At 59.7% G+C, this 16,572-nt stretch carries 28 protein-coding genes; 5 read left to right on the top strand and 23 right to left on the bottom strand.

The annotated features are described in order from the left end of the window. Window positions 1–46: 46 nt before the first annotated feature. From BW978_RS13770 to BW978_RS13750, 5 genes are all read left to right on the top strand, one after another. Window positions 47–919, top strand: a complete 873-nt coding sequence (locus tag BW978_RS13770) for a DUF817 domain-containing protein (protein ID WP_076395944.1) — start codon at window positions 47–49, stop codon at window positions 917–919. A gap of 113 nt (window positions 920–1,032) precedes the next feature. After that, window positions 1,033–1,470, top strand: a complete 438-nt coding sequence (locus BW978_RS13765) for a YciI family protein (RefSeq protein WP_076395942.1) — start codon at window positions 1,033–1,035, stop codon at window positions 1,468–1,470. 6 nt (window positions 1,471–1,476) lie between these two features. Beyond that, window positions 1,477–1,905: a VOC family protein gene (locus tag BW978_RS13760; RefSeq protein WP_076395940.1), complete on the top strand. Its 429-nt coding sequence runs from the start codon at window positions 1,477–1,479 to the stop codon at window positions 1,903–1,905. Continuing rightward, on the top strand, window positions 1,877–3,289 hold the full coding sequence (locus tag BW978_RS13755; protein ID WP_348529166.1) for an RNA polymerase sigma factor: 1,413 nt from the start codon (window positions 1,877–1,879) through the stop codon (window positions 3,287–3,289). Before BW978_RS13760 ends, BW978_RS13755 begins: the two co-directional genes overlap by 29 nt. A gap of 53 nt (window positions 3,290–3,342) precedes the next feature. Continuing rightward, window positions 3,343–3,723: a hypothetical protein gene (locus tag BW978_RS13750; RefSeq protein ID WP_139330527.1), complete on the top strand. Its 381-nt coding sequence runs from the start codon at window positions 3,343–3,345 to the stop codon at window positions 3,721–3,723. Between the two features lie 81 nt (window positions 3,724–3,804). Here BW978_RS13750 and rplQ read toward each other — a convergent pair whose 3' ends face one another. From rplQ to rplB, 23 genes are all read right to left on the bottom strand, one after another. Beyond that, complete coding sequence (rplQ, locus tag BW978_RS13745; RefSeq protein WP_076395934.1) at window positions 3,805–4,227, bottom strand: 50S ribosomal protein L17; 423 nt, start codon at window positions 4,225–4,227, stop codon at window positions 3,805–3,807. 116 nt (window positions 4,228–4,343) lie between these two features. Then, window positions 4,344–5,354: a DNA-directed RNA polymerase subunit alpha gene (locus BW978_RS13740; protein WP_006728661.1), complete on the bottom strand. Its 1,011-nt coding sequence runs from the start codon at window positions 5,352–5,354 to the stop codon at window positions 4,344–4,346. 98 nt (window positions 5,355–5,452) lie between these two features. Next, the gene (rpsK, locus tag BW978_RS13735; RefSeq protein WP_006728663.1) at window positions 5,453–5,842 is read right to left on the bottom strand and encodes a 30S ribosomal protein S11; all 390 of its coding nucleotides are present in this window, start codon (window positions 5,840–5,842) and stop codon (window positions 5,453–5,455) included. A gap of 129 nt (window positions 5,843–5,971) precedes the next feature. Further along, entirely contained in the window at window positions 5,972–6,340 is a 369-nt protein-coding gene (gene rpsM / locus BW978_RS13730) for a 30S ribosomal protein S13 (protein WP_054150977.1), read from the bottom strand. A gap of 231 nt (window positions 6,341–6,571) precedes the next feature. Next, complete coding sequence (locus BW978_RS13725; RefSeq protein ID WP_054150976.1) at window positions 6,572–7,222, bottom strand: adenylate kinase; 651 nt, start codon at window positions 7,220–7,222, stop codon at window positions 6,572–6,574. Then, window positions 7,219–8,559 (bottom strand): preprotein translocase subunit SecY, encoded by a 1,341-nt coding sequence (secY, locus tag BW978_RS13720; RefSeq protein ID WP_076395932.1) that lies wholly within the window; start codon window positions 8,557–8,559, stop codon window positions 7,219–7,221. The genes BW978_RS13725 and secY overlap by 4 nt, the downstream gene beginning before the upstream one ends. A 238-nt stretch (window positions 8,560–8,797) precedes the next feature. Then, a complete protein-coding gene (gene rplO, locus BW978_RS13715; protein ID WP_076395930.1) occupies window positions 8,798–9,277 on the bottom strand; it encodes a 50S ribosomal protein L15 in 480 nt (159 codons plus the stop codon). A 16-nt stretch (window positions 9,278–9,293) separates the two neighbouring features. Further along, window positions 9,294–9,503 (bottom strand): 50S ribosomal protein L30, encoded by a 210-nt coding sequence (rpmD, locus tag BW978_RS13710; protein ID WP_006728669.1) that lies wholly within the window; start codon window positions 9,501–9,503, stop codon window positions 9,294–9,296. Between the two features lie 14 nt (window positions 9,504–9,517). After that, window positions 9,518–10,087: a 30S ribosomal protein S5 gene (gene rpsE, locus BW978_RS13705; protein ID WP_006728670.1), complete on the bottom strand. Its 570-nt coding sequence runs from the start codon at window positions 10,085–10,087 to the stop codon at window positions 9,518–9,520. A gap of 143 nt (window positions 10,088–10,230) precedes the next feature. Further along, window positions 10,231–10,593 (bottom strand): 50S ribosomal protein L18, encoded by a 363-nt coding sequence (gene rplR, locus BW978_RS13700; protein ID WP_054150972.1) that lies wholly within the window; start codon window positions 10,591–10,593, stop codon window positions 10,231–10,233. A gap of 12 nt (window positions 10,594–10,605) precedes the next feature. Beyond that, window positions 10,606–11,139: a 50S ribosomal protein L6 gene (gene rplF, locus BW978_RS13695; protein WP_076395928.1), complete on the bottom strand. Its 534-nt coding sequence runs from the start codon at window positions 11,137–11,139 to the stop codon at window positions 10,606–10,608. 43 nt (window positions 11,140–11,182) lie between these two features. After that, window positions 11,183–11,581, bottom strand: a complete 399-nt coding sequence (rpsH, locus tag BW978_RS13690) for a 30S ribosomal protein S8 (RefSeq protein ID WP_006728673.1) — start codon at window positions 11,579–11,581, stop codon at window positions 11,183–11,185. 12 nt (window positions 11,582–11,593) lie between these two features. Continuing rightward, complete coding sequence (gene rpsN / locus BW978_RS13685; RefSeq protein ID WP_076395926.1) at window positions 11,594–11,899, bottom strand: 30S ribosomal protein S14; 306 nt, start codon at window positions 11,897–11,899, stop codon at window positions 11,594–11,596. 33 nt (window positions 11,900–11,932) lie between these two features. Continuing rightward, window positions 11,933–12,490: a 50S ribosomal protein L5 gene (gene rplE / locus BW978_RS13680; RefSeq protein WP_076395924.1), complete on the bottom strand. Its 558-nt coding sequence runs from the start codon at window positions 12,488–12,490 to the stop codon at window positions 11,933–11,935. Beyond that, window positions 12,483–12,791 (bottom strand): 50S ribosomal protein L24, encoded by a 309-nt coding sequence (gene rplX, locus BW978_RS13675; RefSeq protein WP_076395922.1) that lies wholly within the window; start codon window positions 12,789–12,791, stop codon window positions 12,483–12,485. The genes rplE and rplX overlap by 8 nt, the downstream gene beginning before the upstream one ends. A gap of 13 nt (window positions 12,792–12,804) precedes the next feature. Further along, the gene (gene rplN / locus BW978_RS13670; RefSeq protein ID WP_006728677.1) at window positions 12,805–13,173 is read right to left on the bottom strand and encodes a 50S ribosomal protein L14; all 369 of its coding nucleotides are present in this window, start codon (window positions 13,171–13,173) and stop codon (window positions 12,805–12,807) included. Window positions 13,174–13,402: 229 nt separating this feature from the next. Continuing rightward, a complete protein-coding gene (gene rpsQ, locus BW978_RS13665; RefSeq protein WP_006728678.1) occupies window positions 13,403–13,639 on the bottom strand; it encodes a 30S ribosomal protein S17 in 237 nt (78 codons plus the stop codon). A gap of 12 nt (window positions 13,640–13,651) precedes the next feature. After that, complete coding sequence (gene rpmC, locus BW978_RS13660; protein WP_006728679.1) at window positions 13,652–13,852, bottom strand: 50S ribosomal protein L29; 201 nt, start codon at window positions 13,850–13,852, stop codon at window positions 13,652–13,654. Between the two features lie 11 nt (window positions 13,853–13,863). Continuing rightward, window positions 13,864–14,277, bottom strand: a complete 414-nt coding sequence (rplP, locus tag BW978_RS13655) for a 50S ribosomal protein L16 (protein WP_006728680.1) — start codon at window positions 14,275–14,277, stop codon at window positions 13,864–13,866. A 39-nt stretch (window positions 14,278–14,316) separates the two neighbouring features. After that, window positions 14,317–15,048, bottom strand: coding sequence for a 30S ribosomal protein S3 (gene rpsC, locus BW978_RS13650; RefSeq protein WP_054150967.1), 732 nt, complete (start codon window positions 15,046–15,048; stop codon window positions 14,317–14,319). Then, entirely contained in the window at window positions 15,048–15,437 is a 390-nt protein-coding gene (rplV, locus tag BW978_RS13645) for a 50S ribosomal protein L22 (RefSeq protein WP_006728682.1), read from the bottom strand. Before rplV ends, rpsC begins: the two co-directional genes overlap by 1 nt. Before the next feature lie 2 nt (window positions 15,438–15,439). Beyond that, on the bottom strand, window positions 15,440–15,718 hold the full coding sequence (gene rpsS / locus BW978_RS13640; RefSeq protein WP_076395920.1) for a 30S ribosomal protein S19: 279 nt from the start codon (window positions 15,716–15,718) through the stop codon (window positions 15,440–15,442). 15 nt (window positions 15,719–15,733) lie between these two features. Beyond that, entirely contained in the window at window positions 15,734–16,570 is an 837-nt protein-coding gene (gene rplB, locus BW978_RS13635) for a 50S ribosomal protein L2 (RefSeq protein WP_076395918.1), read from the bottom strand. Window positions 16,571–16,572: the final 2 nt, after the last annotated feature.

Raw genomic sequence — 16,572 nt, 5'->3', positions numbered from 1 at the left:
CGCTTAGTACTGAGGTTGCAACGGAATGCAACAGCGGGGCTGGCAAATGACACTGGTGGCAGAGGGGCGCAAGGATCTGCTGAGCGCGCTGGATCGGCGACTGATCGACAATGCTCCGCATCCGCAATTGACCGGCATCCGGCGATTCGCCGTCGAGTTCGTCATGTTCGGCATCAAGGAGGCGCGGGCCTGTCTGTTTGCCGGCCTGTTCTTCATCTCGATCTTTGCTGTACCGCGCGCCGGTCTCTTCGGTATTCCGCGCTATGACGTCCTGCTGATCATCGCGCTTGCCATCCAGATCTGGATGGTCTGGACCAAACTCGAGACGATGGACGAGCTGAAGGCGATCTGCCTCTTCCACGTGGTTGGTTTCGCGCTCGAAGCCTTCAAGACCGCCGGTGCCAATCCGTCTTGGACCTATCAGGACTTCGCCTATACGAAGCTGCTCGGCGTGCCCTTGTTCTCCGGCTTCATGTATGCCGCCGTCGGCAGCTACATCATCCAGGCCTGGCGCCTGCTTGATGTGCGCATCCGCCATCACCCGCCCTACTGGATGGCAATCGGCGTGGCTGTCGCGATCTACCTCAACTTCTTCACCCATCATTATATCGGCGATTATCGCTGGTATCTGGCAGCGCTTGCCATCGGGCTCTATGCGCGCACCACCGTCATCTACCGGCCCTTCGACCGCGACCGGCAGATGCCGATGCTGCTTGCCTTCATCCTGATCGGCTTCTTCATCTGGGTGGCCGAGAACATCTCGACCTTCTTTGCGATCTGGCACTATCCGAACCAGCTGGGCGCCTGGTCGACGGTGCATCTGGGCAAGTGGAGTTCCTGGACGCTGCTGGTGATGATGACGTTTACGATCGTTGCCTCGCTCAAGCATATTCGCGCGACGATCCACATTCCAAAGTGACCGACACAGACCGCGACAGATTTTTTTCGCATGTCGTGTCGAAATGGGTTTAGCTCATTCGTTTGGGGGAGCAGGATCGCAAGGGCGGTCTTGACAACGAGAGGAGTGAAGACATGCGTGTCATGGTGATGGTGAAGGCGACTGAAGACAGCGAAGAAGGCATCATGCCGCCGCCCGAATTGTTCGAGGCCATGGGCAAGTTCAACGAGGAACTGGTGCAGGCCGGCATCATGCTCTCGGGCGACGGCTTGAAGCCCTCAAAGACGGGCAAGCGGATTGCCTTCGACGGGCCGGACCGCCGGGTGATTGACGGGCCCTTTGCCGAGACCCGGGAGCTGGTTGCCGGCTACTGGATCTGGGAGGTCAAGGACATGGACGAGGCCGTTGCCTGGGTCAAACGTTGCCCGAATCCGATGATGACACCGAGCGAGATCGAGATCCGGCCGTTCTACGAGATGGAAGATTTCGCCGATGTCGCCTCCCCCGAGGGACAGGCGAGCCATGACCGCGCGGCGGAAGGACTTGCGGCTCAGCAGAAGTCGAAGGGCTGAGCCATCATGAACAAGATGATCTTCATCAACCTGCCGGTGACGGACCTTGCTGCCTCGACCGGTTTCTACGAGGCGCTGGGGGCGACGAAGAACCCGCAATTCTCGAACGACAATGCTGTCTGCATGATGCTGACCGAGACGATCGGCGTGATGATCCTGACGCATGACTTCTACCGGACCTTCACCAGCCGTCCGATTGCAGACGCCAAGACGACCAGCCAGACGCTTCTGGCGCTGACTGTCGAGGCGCATGCGGATGTCGACCGGGTTGTGGGGGCAGCGAGTGCTGCCGGTGGACGGGCCGATCCGAACCCGCCGCAGGATCACGGCTTCATGTGGAGCCGCTCAGTGGAGGATCCGGACGGGCATGTCTGGGAGATCTTCTGGATGGACCCGGCGGCTGCCGGTGGCGACACGACTGGTGTCGACGCCTGACACGATGACCGCGGTTGACCGGACTGAAGCCGCGTCCATACTCGGGATCATGACACGAGACGGACAGTCGGGGGCGGTGGATGCAGACAGCCAGGCGCTGGCGCCCCCGGACATCGAGAGGATCTATCGTATGGAGCGGGTCCGGCTGGTCGCCGGGCTCGCAAGACATGTCCGCGATCTGAGCCTCGCCGAGGATCTGGCGCAGGAAGCGCTTGTGGCGGCACTCGCGACCTGGCCCGCATCCGGTACGCCGCCCAACCCGGGTGGATGGCTGATGACGACTGCCAAGCGACGGGCCGTTGACCTGTGGCGGCGGCGCCGAATGATGGCCCGGCACGAAGCGTCGCTTGCCCATGACATCGAGACCGGCAGGGCGGACGAACAGGCTGCCATCGAGGCCGCACTTGATGACGAGATAGGCGACGAGCGGTTGTCGCTGATCTTCACCGCCTGCCATCCGCAGCTCTCCCGCGACCAGCGCACGGCGCTGACGCTGAAGGTCATCGCCGGGCTGGCGACGGAGGAGATCGCCCGGGCCTTTCTTACGCAGGAAACGACAGTGGCGCAGCGGATCGTTCGGGCGAAAAAGGTGCTGCGGGAGAGTGAAGTCGCCTTCGAGGTGCCTATCGGCGAAGAGCGCGATGCTCGTCTCGCCTCGGTGCTGGAAGTCATCTACCTGATCTTCAACGAGGGTTATGCGTCAAGCTCAGGCGAGGATCTGATACGGCCGCAGCTGTGTAATGAGGCCATGCGACTGGGGCGCATTCTGGTGGGGCTCGCGCCAGAAGAGCCTGAAGCGCATGGGCTGCTGGCCCTCATGGAGCTGCAGGCCTCGCGCTTCAAGGCGCGGATCGGACCGGATGGCAGTGCTAATACGCTGGAAACGCAAAACCGGCGCCTCTGGGACAGGTTGCTCATCCAGCGCGGGCTTGATGGGTTGGCGACCGCAAAGCGGCTCGGCGGTGATGAAGGGGTTTATGCGCTGCAGGCAGCGCTCGCAGCCGTGCATGCGCGGGCGCCGCGGTTTGAGGATACCGACTGGGGTCGGAGCGCCGCGCTCTATGACCGGCTGTTGGAGCGGTTCCCCTCGCCCGTCGTGGCGCTGAATCGGGCGGTGGCGCATGCGATGGCGTTTGGACCAAAGACGGGACTGGCGCTGCTGGCGGAGATCGAGGCAGAGCCGCAGCTGGCCGGTTACGCGGCGCTCTATGCGGCGAAGGGCGACTTTCTGATGCGACTGGGACGGATGTCGGAGGCGCGCCTGGAGTTTGAGAAGGCCGGGGGTCTCAGCATCAATGCCACGGAGCGCGCCTTTCTCCTGCGGCGCGCGCAGCTTGCGAACGATCCGAGCACCGACAGGCAAAATCATCAGGCGACTGGCTAGAGAGCTGAAAGACGGGCAATGATTGCCGATCTGCAATGGAAGGTGGAAGCTCGATGTTCAAGAATGCCGTGCTGACTCTCTCCATCCTAATGAACTGTGCCATCGCCTATCTCGTTATCGCCCCTTCGATTGGTCCAGCCGGCGCGGATAAGATGAGCTGCGCCGAGGCCCGCAATGAGATCGCGAGCAAGGAGGCCATCAGCGCCTATGGCAAAACGCACGGTGGATCTCTTGCGAAGGTCCATGAATTTCTGACAAACAGCGATTACCAGCTCAGAAACATCGACGTCAGCAATGGCACGGTGAGCTTCGTCTATACGTCCTCAGCATTCTACCCGTCCGCTTGCAGCCTGCACCTTCCGGGACTGGATGGGGGCATCGTGCGCGTGGACACGGACATCGACGGAACCCCAAGCGTGCGTCAGGTCTGGTAGATGGGACGACGTGCCACCTCAACGCAAAAAGCCGGGTGATCGCTCACCCGGCTTTTTCATCCTTCCCTTACGGGAGGAAACTTACGCTGCTTCAGCTTCGGCTTCGGCGGCGACGCGGGCCTTGTCGGCTGCGCCCTTGGCATCAACGTCGCGTTCGACGAATTCGATCACAGCCATGGCGGCATTGTCGCCCTGGCGGAAACCGGCCTTCATGATACGCAGGTAGCCGCCGTTGCGGGTGGCGTAACGCGTTGCGATGGCGTCGAACAGCTTCCGGACGGCATCAACGTCCTTGATCTGCGAGATGGCCTGACGACGAGCGTGCAGGTCGCCGCGCTTGCCGAGGGTGACCAGCTTCTCGACGATCGGGCGAATTTCCTTCGCCTTCGGGAGCGTGGTGACGATCTGCTCATGGGTGATGAGCGAAGCAGCCATGTTGGCGAACATCGCCTTACGGTGGCTGGCGGTACGGTTCAGCTTGCGGCCGGCTTTCTGGTGGCGCATTGCTATTCTCCTTTGAGTGCAGGCTCTGTCTCAGAGGCTGCCGTTTCCTGACACATACGGGCATTCGCCCGCAGTTTGACGGGGAAAGGCAGGCTTAGAGGCTGCCTTCACTGTTATTAATATTGGTCTTCGTAACGCTTTGCGAGATCTTCGATGTTCTCGGGCGGCCATGCCGGTACTTCCATACCGAGGTGCAGACCCATGGAAGCGAGAACTTCCTTGATTTCGTTCAGCGACTTGCGACCAAAGTTCGGCGTGCGCAGCATCTCTGCTTCGGTCTTCTGGATCAGATCGCCGATGTACACGATGTTGTCGTTCTTCAGGCAGTTCGCCGAGCGGACAGACAATTCGAGTTCATCAACCTTCTTGAGCAGAGCCGGGTTGAAGGCGAGCTCGGTGACGGCTTCCTCTTCGGCTTCCTTCTGCGGTTCGTCGAAGTTGACGAATACGCCGAGCTGGTCCTGAAGAATGCGGGCCGCGAAAGCGACAGCGTCCTCACCGGTGACGGAGCCATCGGTTTCGATGGTCATCAGCAGCTTGTCATAGTCGAGAACCTGGCCCTCACGGGTGTTTTCGACCTTGTAGGACACCTTCTTGACCGGCGAGTAGAGGCTGTCGACCGGGATAAGACCGATCGGTGCATCTTCTGCGCGGTTGCGCTCGGCAGGCACGTAGCCCTTGCCGTTGTTGACCGTGAACTCCATGCGGATTTCAGCGCCCTCGTCGAGGGTGCAGATCACGTGGTTGGGGTTCAGGATCTCAATGTCGCCGACCGTCTGGATGTCACCGGCGGTTACAACGCCCGGACCCTGCTTACGGACAACCATGCGCTTGGCATCGTCGCCGTCCATCTTGATGGCGATTTCCTTGATGTTCAGGACGATGTCGGTGACATCTTCGCGAACGCCCGGGATAGACGAGAACTCGTGCAGAACGCCGTCGATCTGGACAGCCGTGACGGCTGCACCACGAAGCGACGACAGGAGAACGCGACGCAGAGCGTTGCCGAGCGTCAGGCCGAAGCCACGCTCAAGCGGCTCGGCGACGAGCGTCGCCTTGGTGCGGCCGGAGGAGGAGAATTCCACCTTGTTCGGCTTGATCAGTTCCTGCCAATTCTTCTGAATCATGATTTTACCTTCCGTTCGCCATCACCATTCAATCGTGACGGCCGAATATGAGAAGCACCGGGAAGGCGAATACGCCTGCCCGGCAAAACGAAGAATGATTAGACGCGACGCTTCTTGCGCGGACGGCAGCCATTGTGCGGGATCGGGGTCACGTCGCGGATGGACGTGATCATGAAGCCGGCAGCCTGGAGGGCGCGCAGAGCGGATTCACGACCGGAGCCCGGACCGCAAACTTCAACTTCCAGCGTCTTCATGCCGTGTTCCTGAGCCTTCTTGGCGCAGTCTTCAGCAGCGATCTGGGCAGCAAACGGAGTCGACTTACGCGAACCCTTGAAGCCCTTGGCACCAGCAGACGACCAGGCAATCGCGTTGCCCTGTGCGTCGGTGATGGTGATCATCGTGTTGTTGAAGGTCGAGTTGACGTGAGCAACGCCCGACGAGATGTTTTTGCGTTCGCGACGGCGAACGCGTGTGGCTTCCTTGGCCATGGTCTTCCTTTCAGTTGATCTAAGCACCGCCGTAATGCCAGCGGCTACACCAATCGCGGCAACAGGATGAAGGCAGTGGGCATCAGGTCACCCCGACGCCCACTGCCCTTTTCCGAATGCCGCGAAAAATTACTTCTTCTTACCAGCGATCGCCTTCGCCGGACCCTTGCGGGTGCGGGCGTTGGTGTGCGTGCGCTGACCGCGAACCGGGAGACCACGACGATGGCGCAGGCCACGGTAGCAGCCAAGGTCCATCAGACGCTTGATGTTCATCGCGGTATCGCGACGCAGGTCGCCTTCGACCTGGTAGTCGCGGTCGATGGTTTCGCGGATCTGAAGAACTTCAGCGTCGGTCAGCTGATGAACGCGCTTGTCGGCCGGAAGACCGACCTTCTCCATGATTTCCGATGCGAACTTCGGTCCAATCCCGTGAATATAGGTCAGCGCGATAACAACGCGCTTCGCAGTCGGGATGTTGACGCCAGCGATACGTGCCACGCCTATTCTCCTTGCTTCCAGTTGCCATCCGGCAAGTGGTGTCTCGTTACACGGCCCAAAGGGACCGCAATTACAATTCGGGTTCTCGACAAACCAAAACGATCGAACCCGGTCTCCCAGCGTTTTGGAAGAACGCGCCGATCGCAGTCATGTCGCGAGTTGGCGCGGTCTTTAGCGGAATCGGTTGCCGAAAGCAACCGGCCCCGCGAAGATTCTTAGGACTGCCAGCCTCTAGAGCTTGGCGAGAATGGCCTCGATCTCGCCGGTGACGGCATCGATCTCACCCATGCCGTCGACCGAATGCAGCTTACCCTTAGCGTGGTAATAGCCGATCAGCGGCGATGTCTCCTTGTAATAGGCCTGCAAGCGGGTGCGGACCGTATCACGGTTGTCGTCAGGACGACGCTTGAAATGAGTCGAACCACACTTGTCGCAGACGCCATCCACCTTCGGCTTCAGGTTCTCGTCGTGATAACCGGCGCCACAGTTGGCACAGGTGTAGCGACCGGCGATTCGATCCGCGAGGATCTCGTCATCGACGCGAATCTCAACGACTGCCGAGAGATCGAGGTCCTTGCCCTTGAGCATCGCCTCGGTGGCATCCGCCTGGACGAGCGTCCGGGGAAAGCCATCGAGAATGAAGCCATTGGCACAGTCGGGCGCATCAATGCGCTCGGAGACGATGGCGATGACGATATCGTCGGAAACAAGCTTGCCGGCGTCCATGACAGCCTTGGCGCGTTTCCCGACCTCCGTACCGGCGGAAACCGCGGCACGAAGCATGTCACCGGTGGAAAGCTGCGGAATGCCGTGCTTCTCCACGATCCGCTGGGCTTGGGTCCCCTTACCCGCGCCCGGCGGTCCTAACAGAATCAGTCTCATCGTCCCCTCTTTCCTCCACGCAACTTCGACTTCTTGATCAGGCCCTCATATTGCTGGGCGATCAGATGTCCCTGAACCTGTGCTACAGTATCAAGGGTCACGCTGACAACAATCAAAAGCGAAGTACCACCAAGGGCTAATGGGATCCCGGTGCGTGCGATGAGGATTTCGGGCAGGACACAGACGAAGACGAGGTAGGCGGCGCCAACGACCGTAATACGGGTCAGCACGTAGTCGATGTACTCTGCGGTGCGCTCACCCGGGCGGATACCCGGGATGAAGCCGCCATGCTTCTTCAGATTGTCAGCCGTATCCTTCGGGTTGAAGACGATGGCCGTGTAGAAGAAGGCGAAGAAAGCGATCAGAGCTCCGTAGAGCATCATATAGACCGGATGACCGTGCTGCAGAGCCGCGATCACCGTCGTCGCCCAGCCCGGAAGCTGGCTGTTGCCGGAGAAGCCAGCGGCGGTGGCCGGCAGGAGCAGCAGCGACGAGGCAAAAATCGCCGGAATGACGCCTGCGGTGTTCAGCTTCAGCGGCAGGTGCGAGGTGTCGCCCTGGAACATGCGGTTGCCGACCTGGCGCTTCGGATACTGGATCAGAAGACGGCGCTGGGCACGCTCGACGAAGACGATCAGCGCGATGACGGCGATGGCCACGACGATGACAGTGAGAATCATCAGGGTGGACAGCGCGCCCGTGCGACCGAGTTCAAGCGTTTGGGCGACAGCGGCAGGCAGTCCGGCAGCGATGCCGGCGAAGATGATCAGCGAGATACCGTTGCCGATGCCGCGCGAGGTGATCTGCTCACCGAGCCACATCAGGAACATGGTGCCGCCAAGCAGCGTCAAAACCGTCGAAACACGGAAGAACCAGCCCGGATCGGCGACAATGCCCTGCCCTGTCTCGAGGCCAACGGCGATACCGTAGGCCTGAAGGGTACCGAGAAGCACGGTGCCGTAGCGAGTATACTGGTTGATGATCTTGCGGCCCTGCTCGCCCTCTTTCTTGAGCTGCTCAAGGGAGGGCACAACCGACGTCATCAGCTGCACGATGATCGACGCGGAGATGTAGGGCATGATGCCCAGCGCGAAGATCGCCATGCGCTCGACGGCGCCACCGGCAAACATGTTAAAGAGACCGAGGATACCACCGGACTGGCCCTGGAAGGCCGCGGCATATGCCTCCGGGTTGAGGCCGGGCAGCGGAATATGCGTGCCGAGGCGATAAACCAGCAATGCGGCCAGGGTGAACCACAGACGCTTCTTGAGATCTTCCGCCTTGGCGAAAGTCGAGAAGTTGAGGTTCGAGGCCAGTTGTTCCGCTGCAGAAGCCATAGAATTCTCCGCAAACCTAAACCGGAGACGGTATTCCGTCGAAGCCGGAGGCTATTCGTTCAAACTGTTTTTCAGAAAACAGGGCGCGGGAGAAGTTGCGAACAACCGCATGCCTCACACACTTGTTTTCCAGATAACCCGGAAGACGAAACGACGTCGATTCCGTCCTGGGATCGTGAGGCTCACATATGGGAGCAAAATCGCCCGGTGTGAAGCACCCCGGGCGATTGTCTGTCACTTATTCAGCGGCTTCCTTGGCTGCTTCGAGCAGCTTGATGGAAGCGCCAGCCTTTTCGATCTTCTCGACAGCGGCCTTGGAGGCGCCGGCGGCTTCGATCGTGATCTTTGCCTTCAACTCGCCGTCGGACAGGACGCGAACGCCGTCCTTGACGCGGCGGATCACACCGGCTGCCTTGAGCGAAGCGGCATCAACCGTTGCCTTGGCGTCGAGCTTGCCAGCATCGATCGCGGTCTGAATACGGCCGAGAGAAACGGTAACGTATTCCGATGCGAAGATGTTGTTGAAGCCGCGCTTCGGCAGGCGGCGGTAGATGGGCATCTGACCGCCTTCGAAGCCGTTGATGGCAACGCCCGAACGAGCCTTCTGACCCTTGACGCCGCGACCACCGGTCTTGCCTTTGCCGGAACCGATACCGCGACCTACGCGGATACGCTCCTTGGAAGAGCCTTCGTTGTCTTTGATTTCATTCAGTTTCATGATGACTTCCCCCGTCTCACTTCTCGTCGACGACGCGAACGAGATGCTGGACAGCACGGATCATGCCACGAACGGAAGGCGTATCTTCCAGGGTGCGGACCCGGTGCATCTTGTTGAGGCCCAGACCAACCAGCGTTGCGCGCTGGACAGCCGGACGGCGAATAGGCGAACCGATCTGCTCGACCGTGATCGTCTTTGCTTCAGTCTTCTTCGTAGCCTTGGCCATGGATCAGACTCCTCTTATTCTTCAGCTGCGTTGCCGGAGGCAGCGCGGCGAGCCTGGAGCGTAGCATACTTGAGGCCACGCTGAGCTGCCACATCCTTCGGATGCACCTGAGCCTTCAGGGCGTCAAACGTTGCACGAACCATGTTGTAGGGGTTCGACGAACCGGTCGACTTGGCGACGACGTCCGACATGCCGAGCGTTTCGAACACGGCGCGCATCGGACCACCGGCGATGATGCCGGTACCAGCCTTAGCGGAGCGCAGCAGAACCTTGCCGGCGCCGTGGCGGCCATTGACGTCGTGATGCAGCGTACGGCCGTCACGCAGGGGAACGAAGATCAAGTCGCGCTTGGCAGCTTCAGTCGCTTTGCGGATGGCTTCCGGCACTTCACGTGCCTTGCCATGACCGAAACCTACACGGCCCTTCTGGTCGCCAACGACGACGAGGGCTGCGAAGCCGAAGCGACGGCCGCCCTTAACTACCTTGGCGACGCGGTTGATGGCGACCAGCTTGTCGACAAACTCGCTATCGCGCTCTTCACGGTTCTGGCGATCATCGCGCGAACCACGCTTTTCTTGTGCCATTGTCCTTTTCCTTTTTCTTTTCCGGGTGCAATCGGCAGATTACGCATAGTTCCCCCTGCCCGCTTGGGTGCAAGGTGGAATCCGGTGTGACCGGCATGAAGCCGGAAATCCACCCGGACGTAAGCCCGGGTGGAAATTCAGTCTTAGAAGGTCAGACCACCTTCACGAGCCGCTTCGGCGAGAGCCTTGATGCGGCCGTGATAGATGAAGGCGCCACGGTCGAAGACAACTTCGTTCACGCCAGCCTTGACGGCCCGCTCTGCAACCAGCTTGCCAACGGCAGCAGCTGCTGCGATGTCGGCGCCAGTCTTGAGCTCGGCCTTCAAGCCGCCATCGAGGGTCGAAGCAGCGGCAAGGGTCTTGCCAGCGACGTCGTCGATGATCTGAGCGTAGATGTTCTTCGAAGAGCGATGTACCGACAGACGCGGACGGCCATTTGCCACCGCCTTGATCTGACGCCGTACGCGGTTCGCACGGCGAACAAGTGCTTCTTTTCTGCTTGCCATTTCGCGCGATCCTTACTTCTTCTTGCCTTCTTTGCGGACGATCCGCTCTTCGGCATACTTGACGCCCTTGCCCTTGTAGGGCTCCGGACCGCGATATTCGCGGATCTCGGCGGCAACCTGGCCGACCTGCTGCTTGTTGATGCCGGACACGATGATTTCGGTCGGCTTCGGAACAGCAATCGAGATGCCAACCGGCGGCTCATAGACGACATCATGGCTAAAGCCGAGTGCCAGCTGCAGGTTCTTGCCCTGAAGCGTCGCACGGTAACCAACGCCGTTGATTTCGAGCTTACGCTCGTAACCGTCCTTAACACCCTTCAGGATGTTTTCGATCATCGTGCGGGACATGCCCCACTTCGAACGAGCATCCTTGGAGTCGTTGTTCGGCTGAACGACAACAGCGTTGTCTTCGAGCTTCACGGAGATTTCGTCGTTTGCGACGAAGAAAAGTTCACCCTTCGGGCCCTTGACGGAGACCTTCTGGCCTTCGACAGAGGCGGTCACACCAGCCGGAACCGGAACGGGCTTCTTACCGATACGAGACATAGTTTTTATCCTGTCTGTTCGCTATGGAGATCCCCTGCCCGTCTTAGAAGACGGAGCAGAGTACCTCACCACCAACGTTCTGTTCGCGAGCCTGGTGATCGGCCATCACACCCTTCGGAGTCGAAAGGATGGTGATGCCGAGGCCGTTCGCGACCTGCGGGATGGACTTAACCGAGACATAAACTCGGCGGCCCGGCTTGGATACGCGACCGATTTCGCGAATGACCGAAGAACCTTCGTAGTACTTCAGTTCGATCGTGATCTCGGACTTGCCATTGTCGTAATCGACCTGGCTGTAGCCACGGATGTAGCCTTCGGCCTGCAAAACGTCGAGAACGCGGGCACGGAGCTTGGAGGCCGGGGTGGTGACAGAGCTCTTGCGGCGAGCGGCACCATTCCGGATACGGGTGAGCATATCGCCCAACGGATCAGTCATCGTCATATTGGCGTCTCCTTACCAGCTCGACTTTACAACGCCCGGCACCTTGCCGGTGTTGCCAAGCTCGCGAAGCGCGATACGCGACATTCCAAGCTTGCGATAGAACGCACGCGGACGACCGGTGACTTCGCAACGGTTACGAACTCGGGTCTTGGAGCCATCGCGCGGCAGTTCTGCCAGCCTCAGGGTGGCCTTGAACCGCTCTTCAATCGAAAGAGACTGGTTCATGATGATCGCCTTCAGACCGGCCCGCTTGTTGGCCTGGCTTGCGACGATCTTGCGGCGGCGCTTGTTCTTTTCAACTGCGCTTGTCTTCGCCATATGGAAGTTCCTCTTCTACGCTCGTCGTTACGGTTATGTACGGAACGGGAAGTTGAACTCTTTCAAAAGAGCCCGTGCTTCGTCGTCCGTCGGCGCCGTCGTGCAAACGATGATGTCCATGCCCCACATCTGATCAACCTTGTCGTAGTTGATCTCCGGGAACACAATGTGTTCCTTGATGCCCATGGCGAAGTTGCCACGGCCGTCAAAGCTCTTCGGGTTCAGGCCCCGGAAGTCGCGAACGCGCGGAAGCGCGATGTTGACCAGGCGGTCCAGGAATTCATACATGCGGGCGCCACGAAGAGTAACCTTCGCACCGATCGGCATGAATTCGCGAACCTTGAAGCCCGCGATCGAGTTGCGCGCCTTGGTGATGACCGGCTTCTGACCAGCAATCGCGGCAAGGTCGGCAGCTGCAACGGAGGGCTTCTTCGAATCGGCAGTGGCTTCGCCAACACCCATGTTGATGACGATCTTGTCCAGCTTGGGGATCATCATGTCATTGGTGTAGGAGAACTGCTCCTGCATCGCTGCGCGAATGCGGGAAACGTATTCAGCCTTGAGCCGCGGCTCGTACTTGGACTCAGCCATCGATCACATCCCCCGAACGCTTGGCTACACGCACCTTCTTGCCGTCGACGACGGAGAAACCAACGCGCGTCGGCTTGCCGTCCTTGCCGACGATGGCAATGTTGGACAGGTGAATGGAGGCTTCCTTGTTGATGATGCCGGCTTCCTGCGTCTGAGACTGACGCTGGTGGCGCTTCACCATGTTGATACCACGCACGAGTGCGCGATCTTCCTTCGGCATAACCTGCAGGACTTCGCCAGTACGGCCCTTGTCCTTGCCGGCGAGTACGACAACGCTGTCGCCTTTGCGGATCTTGTTCATCGCTTCCCGCTCCTTACAGTACTTCTGGAGCCAGCGAGATGATCTTCATATGGTTCTTGGCGCGAAGTTCGCGCGGAACCGGTCCGAAGATACGGGTGCCGATCGGCTCTTTCTTGTTGTCGATAAGAACGGCTGCGTTGTTATCGAATCGAATGACGCTGCCGTCGGCGCGACGGATGTCCTTGGCAGTGCGAACCACAACCGCCTTCATCACGTCACCCTTCTTCACGCGGCCGCGCGGGATCGCTTCCTTGATCGAAACGACGATGATGTCGCCGATGGAAGCGTACTTGCGCTTGGAGCCGCCCAGCACCTTGATGCACATGACACGACGTGCGCCGGAATTATCCGCCACGTCGAGGTTAGTCTGCATCTGAATCATGTCAGGTCGCCTTCTTGTTGTAACCCGAACGGTTGGGCCGAGGCCCCCTATTCCGGCTTATGATAAATTTCTGGTGTGCGCGGGAAGGTCTATACAGGGTGGTTTCCCATACGGGACCTTCCGTGCGCTCAAAGCAAAAGAACGCCCGATTCCGAGCGTTCTCAGCCAGTGGCCTGCTTCATACAGATTTCTGCGCAAGGTGCAAGCCCTTGCGCAGTAAGTCCGTAAATTAAGCCTGGGCGGCAATTACCGTCCAGCGCTTGTCCTTGGAGATCGGTGCACATTCCTGGATGGAAACGACGTCACCGGTCTTGTACTGGTTGGCTTCGTCATGTGCCTTGTACTTCTTGGACCGGCGAACGGTCTTCTGAAGCAGCGGGTGGGCGAATCGACGCTCAACGCGAACAACGACAGTCTTGTCGTTCTTATCGCTGACAACTACGCCCTGCAGAATGCGTTTCGGCATATTTCTCGGTCCTTAGGCCTTGGCTTCTGCCGCCTTCTGGCGGGCAATGGTTTTCACGCGTGCGATGTCACGACGGACTTCCTGAATACGGGAAGACTTCTCGAGCTGGCCGGTGGCCTTCTGGAAGCGCAGGTTGAACTGCTCCTTCTTCAGCTTTGCAAGCTCGTCGTTCAGCTGGTCGGCGCTCATGGCGCGTACGTCTACGGCTTTCATCGACTTGATCCTCACTCTGCAATGCGCTGTACGAAGCGCGTCGTGACAGAGAGCTTGGCGGAACCGAGGCGGAGAGCCTCGCGCGCGATCTCTTCCGATACGCCGTCGATCTCGAACATGATACGGCCGGGCTTGACCTTGCATGCCCAGTATTCGACCGAACCCTTACCCTTACCCATACGAACTTCGGTCGGCTTGGCAGTGACCGGAACGTCAGGGAATACGCGGATCCACACGCGACCAGCACGCTTCATGTAGCGGGTGATCGCACGACGGGCTGCTTCAATTTCGCGAGCGTTCACGCGGTTCGGTTCCAGAGCCTTAAGGCCGAATTCACCGAATGCCAGATCAAAACCGCCCTTGGCGACGCCCTTGATGCGGCCCTTGAACTGCTTGCGGTACTTTGTACGCTTTGGCTGCAACATTTTCTTACTTCTCCGAGCTTATCTTTCGCCAGCGTTCAATCAAGCGTTCTCGCGGCGACGGTCGCCACGATCGCCGCGTTCACGGCTTGCGGGACCCTGAGCATCGCCCTCCATCGCACGGCGTTCCGATGCCATCGGATCGTGCTCGAGGATTTCGCCCTTGAAGATCCAGACCTTCACGCCGCAGATGCCGTATGCGGTTTCGGCTTCAGCCGTACCGTAATCGATGTCTGCACGCAGGGTGTGGAGCGGAACGCGACCTTCGCGGTACCATTCGGTACGAGCGATTTCGGCACCACCGAGACGGCCGGCGCAGGTGATCTTGATGCCTTCGGCACCGAGACGCATGGCCGACTGAACGGCGCGCTTCATGGCGCGACGGAACGCAATACGACGCTCGAGCTGCTGGGTGATCGACTGAGCAACGAGCGTTGCGTCGACTTCCGGCTTGCGCACTTCAACGATGTTGAGGTGGGTTTCCGAGTTGGTCATCGACGAGATCTTCTTGCGAAGCTTCTCGATGTCTGCACCCTTCTTGCCGATGATCAGACCCGGACGAGCCGAGTGGATCGTGACGCGGCACTTCTTGTGCGGACGCTCGATGACAACCTTGGCAATGCCGGCCTGCTTCAGCTCGTCCATCAGATACTTGCGGATCTTCAGGTCTTCGTGGAGCAGCTTGCCGTATTCGGCGTTGTCGGCGAACCAACGGCTATCCCAGGTGCGATTGATCCCGAGGCGGAAGCCAATCGGATTGATTTTCTGACCCATTATGCGGCCTCCCCTTTGGCTTCGACTTCACGCACCACGATGGTGAGGTGCGAGAACGGCTTTTCGATGCGCGATGCGCGGCCGCGGCCACGAGCGTGGAAACGCTTCATGGTGATCGACTTGCCAACATAGGCCTCGGCGACGACCAGCTGGTCGACGTCGAGATCATGGTTGTTCTCGGCGTTGGCGATCGCAGACTCGAGAGTCTTGCGAACGGTTCCGGCGATACGCTTTCGGGAGAATTCCAGCTCAGCGAGAGCGCGCTCGACCTTCTTGCCGCGGATGAGCGCGGCAACCAAGTTGAGCTTCTGGGGGCTGACACGGATCGTGCGGGCGACTGCCTGCGCTTCGTTGTCCTTGAGCCGGCGTTCGGTTTTTGCCTTGCCCATCGTTACTTCCTCTTCGCCTTCTTGTCCGCACCGTGACCGTAATAGGTCCGGGTCGGAGAGAATTCACCGAACTTGTGACCGACCATGTCTTCGTTGACCGAGACGGGCACATGCTTTGAGCCGTTGTAGACGCCGAAGGTGAGACCGACGAACTGCGGCAGGATCGTGGAGCGACGGCTCCACATCTTGATCACTTCGCTACGACCGCCTTCACGAACCTTCTCAGCCTTCTTGAGAAGATAGCCGTCAACGAACGGACCTTTCCATACTGAACGAGCCATTTCAGACTACCTCTCTTACTTCTTCTTCAGGTGGCGCGAACGCATGATGAACTTGTCGGTCGACTTGTTCGAGCGAGTCCGCTTGCCCTTGGTCGGCTTGCCCCACGGGGAAACCGGGTGACGACCACCGGATGTACGGCCTTCACCACCACCGTGCGGGTGGTCGACCGGGTTCATGACGACACCGCGGTTGTGCGGGGTCTTGCCGCGCCAACGGGTACGACCGGCCTTGCCGTCGTTGGTGTTGCCGTGGTCCGGGTTGGAAACGGCGCCAATGGTTGCCAGGCAGGAGCCCGGGACCAGACGCTGCTCACCCGAGTTCAGGCGCAGGATTGCCATGCCGGCGTCGCGGCCGACCAGCTGGACGTAGGTGCCAGCCGAACGTGCAATCTGACCGCCCTTACCAGGCTTCATTTCGACGTTGTGGACGATCGAACCGACCGGGATGTACTGCAGCGGCATAGTGTTGCCGGGCTTTACGTCGACGGCCTTTTCAGACGCGATGACCTTGTCGCCGGCAGCGATGCGCTGCGGTGCCAGGATGTAGGCCTGCTCGCCATCAGCATAGTTGATGAGTGCGATGAAGGCCGAACGGTTCGGGTCGTATTCCAGCCGCTCGACGGTGCCTTCGACGTCGAACTTGCGACGCTTGAAGTCAACCAGACGATAGGTGCGCTTGTGACCACCACCGATGAAGCGAGCGGTGATGCGACCGTAGTTGTTACGGCCACCGCTCTTCGAAAGACCTTCCGTCAGCGCCTTGACCGGCTTGCCCTTCCAGAGGCCCGAGCGGTCGACGATGACCAGCTGACGCTGGCTGGGGGTCGTCGGATTGTAGCTTTTCAATGCCATTG

The organism is Rhizobium sp. RU33A, assembly GCF_900156055.1.
Taxonomy (GTDB): Bacteria; Pseudomonadota; Alphaproteobacteria; order Rhizobiales; family Rhizobiaceae; genus Allorhizobium.
Note: the sequence above shows the minus strand (reverse complement) of the source record. Positions and strands in the feature narration are given on the sequence as shown.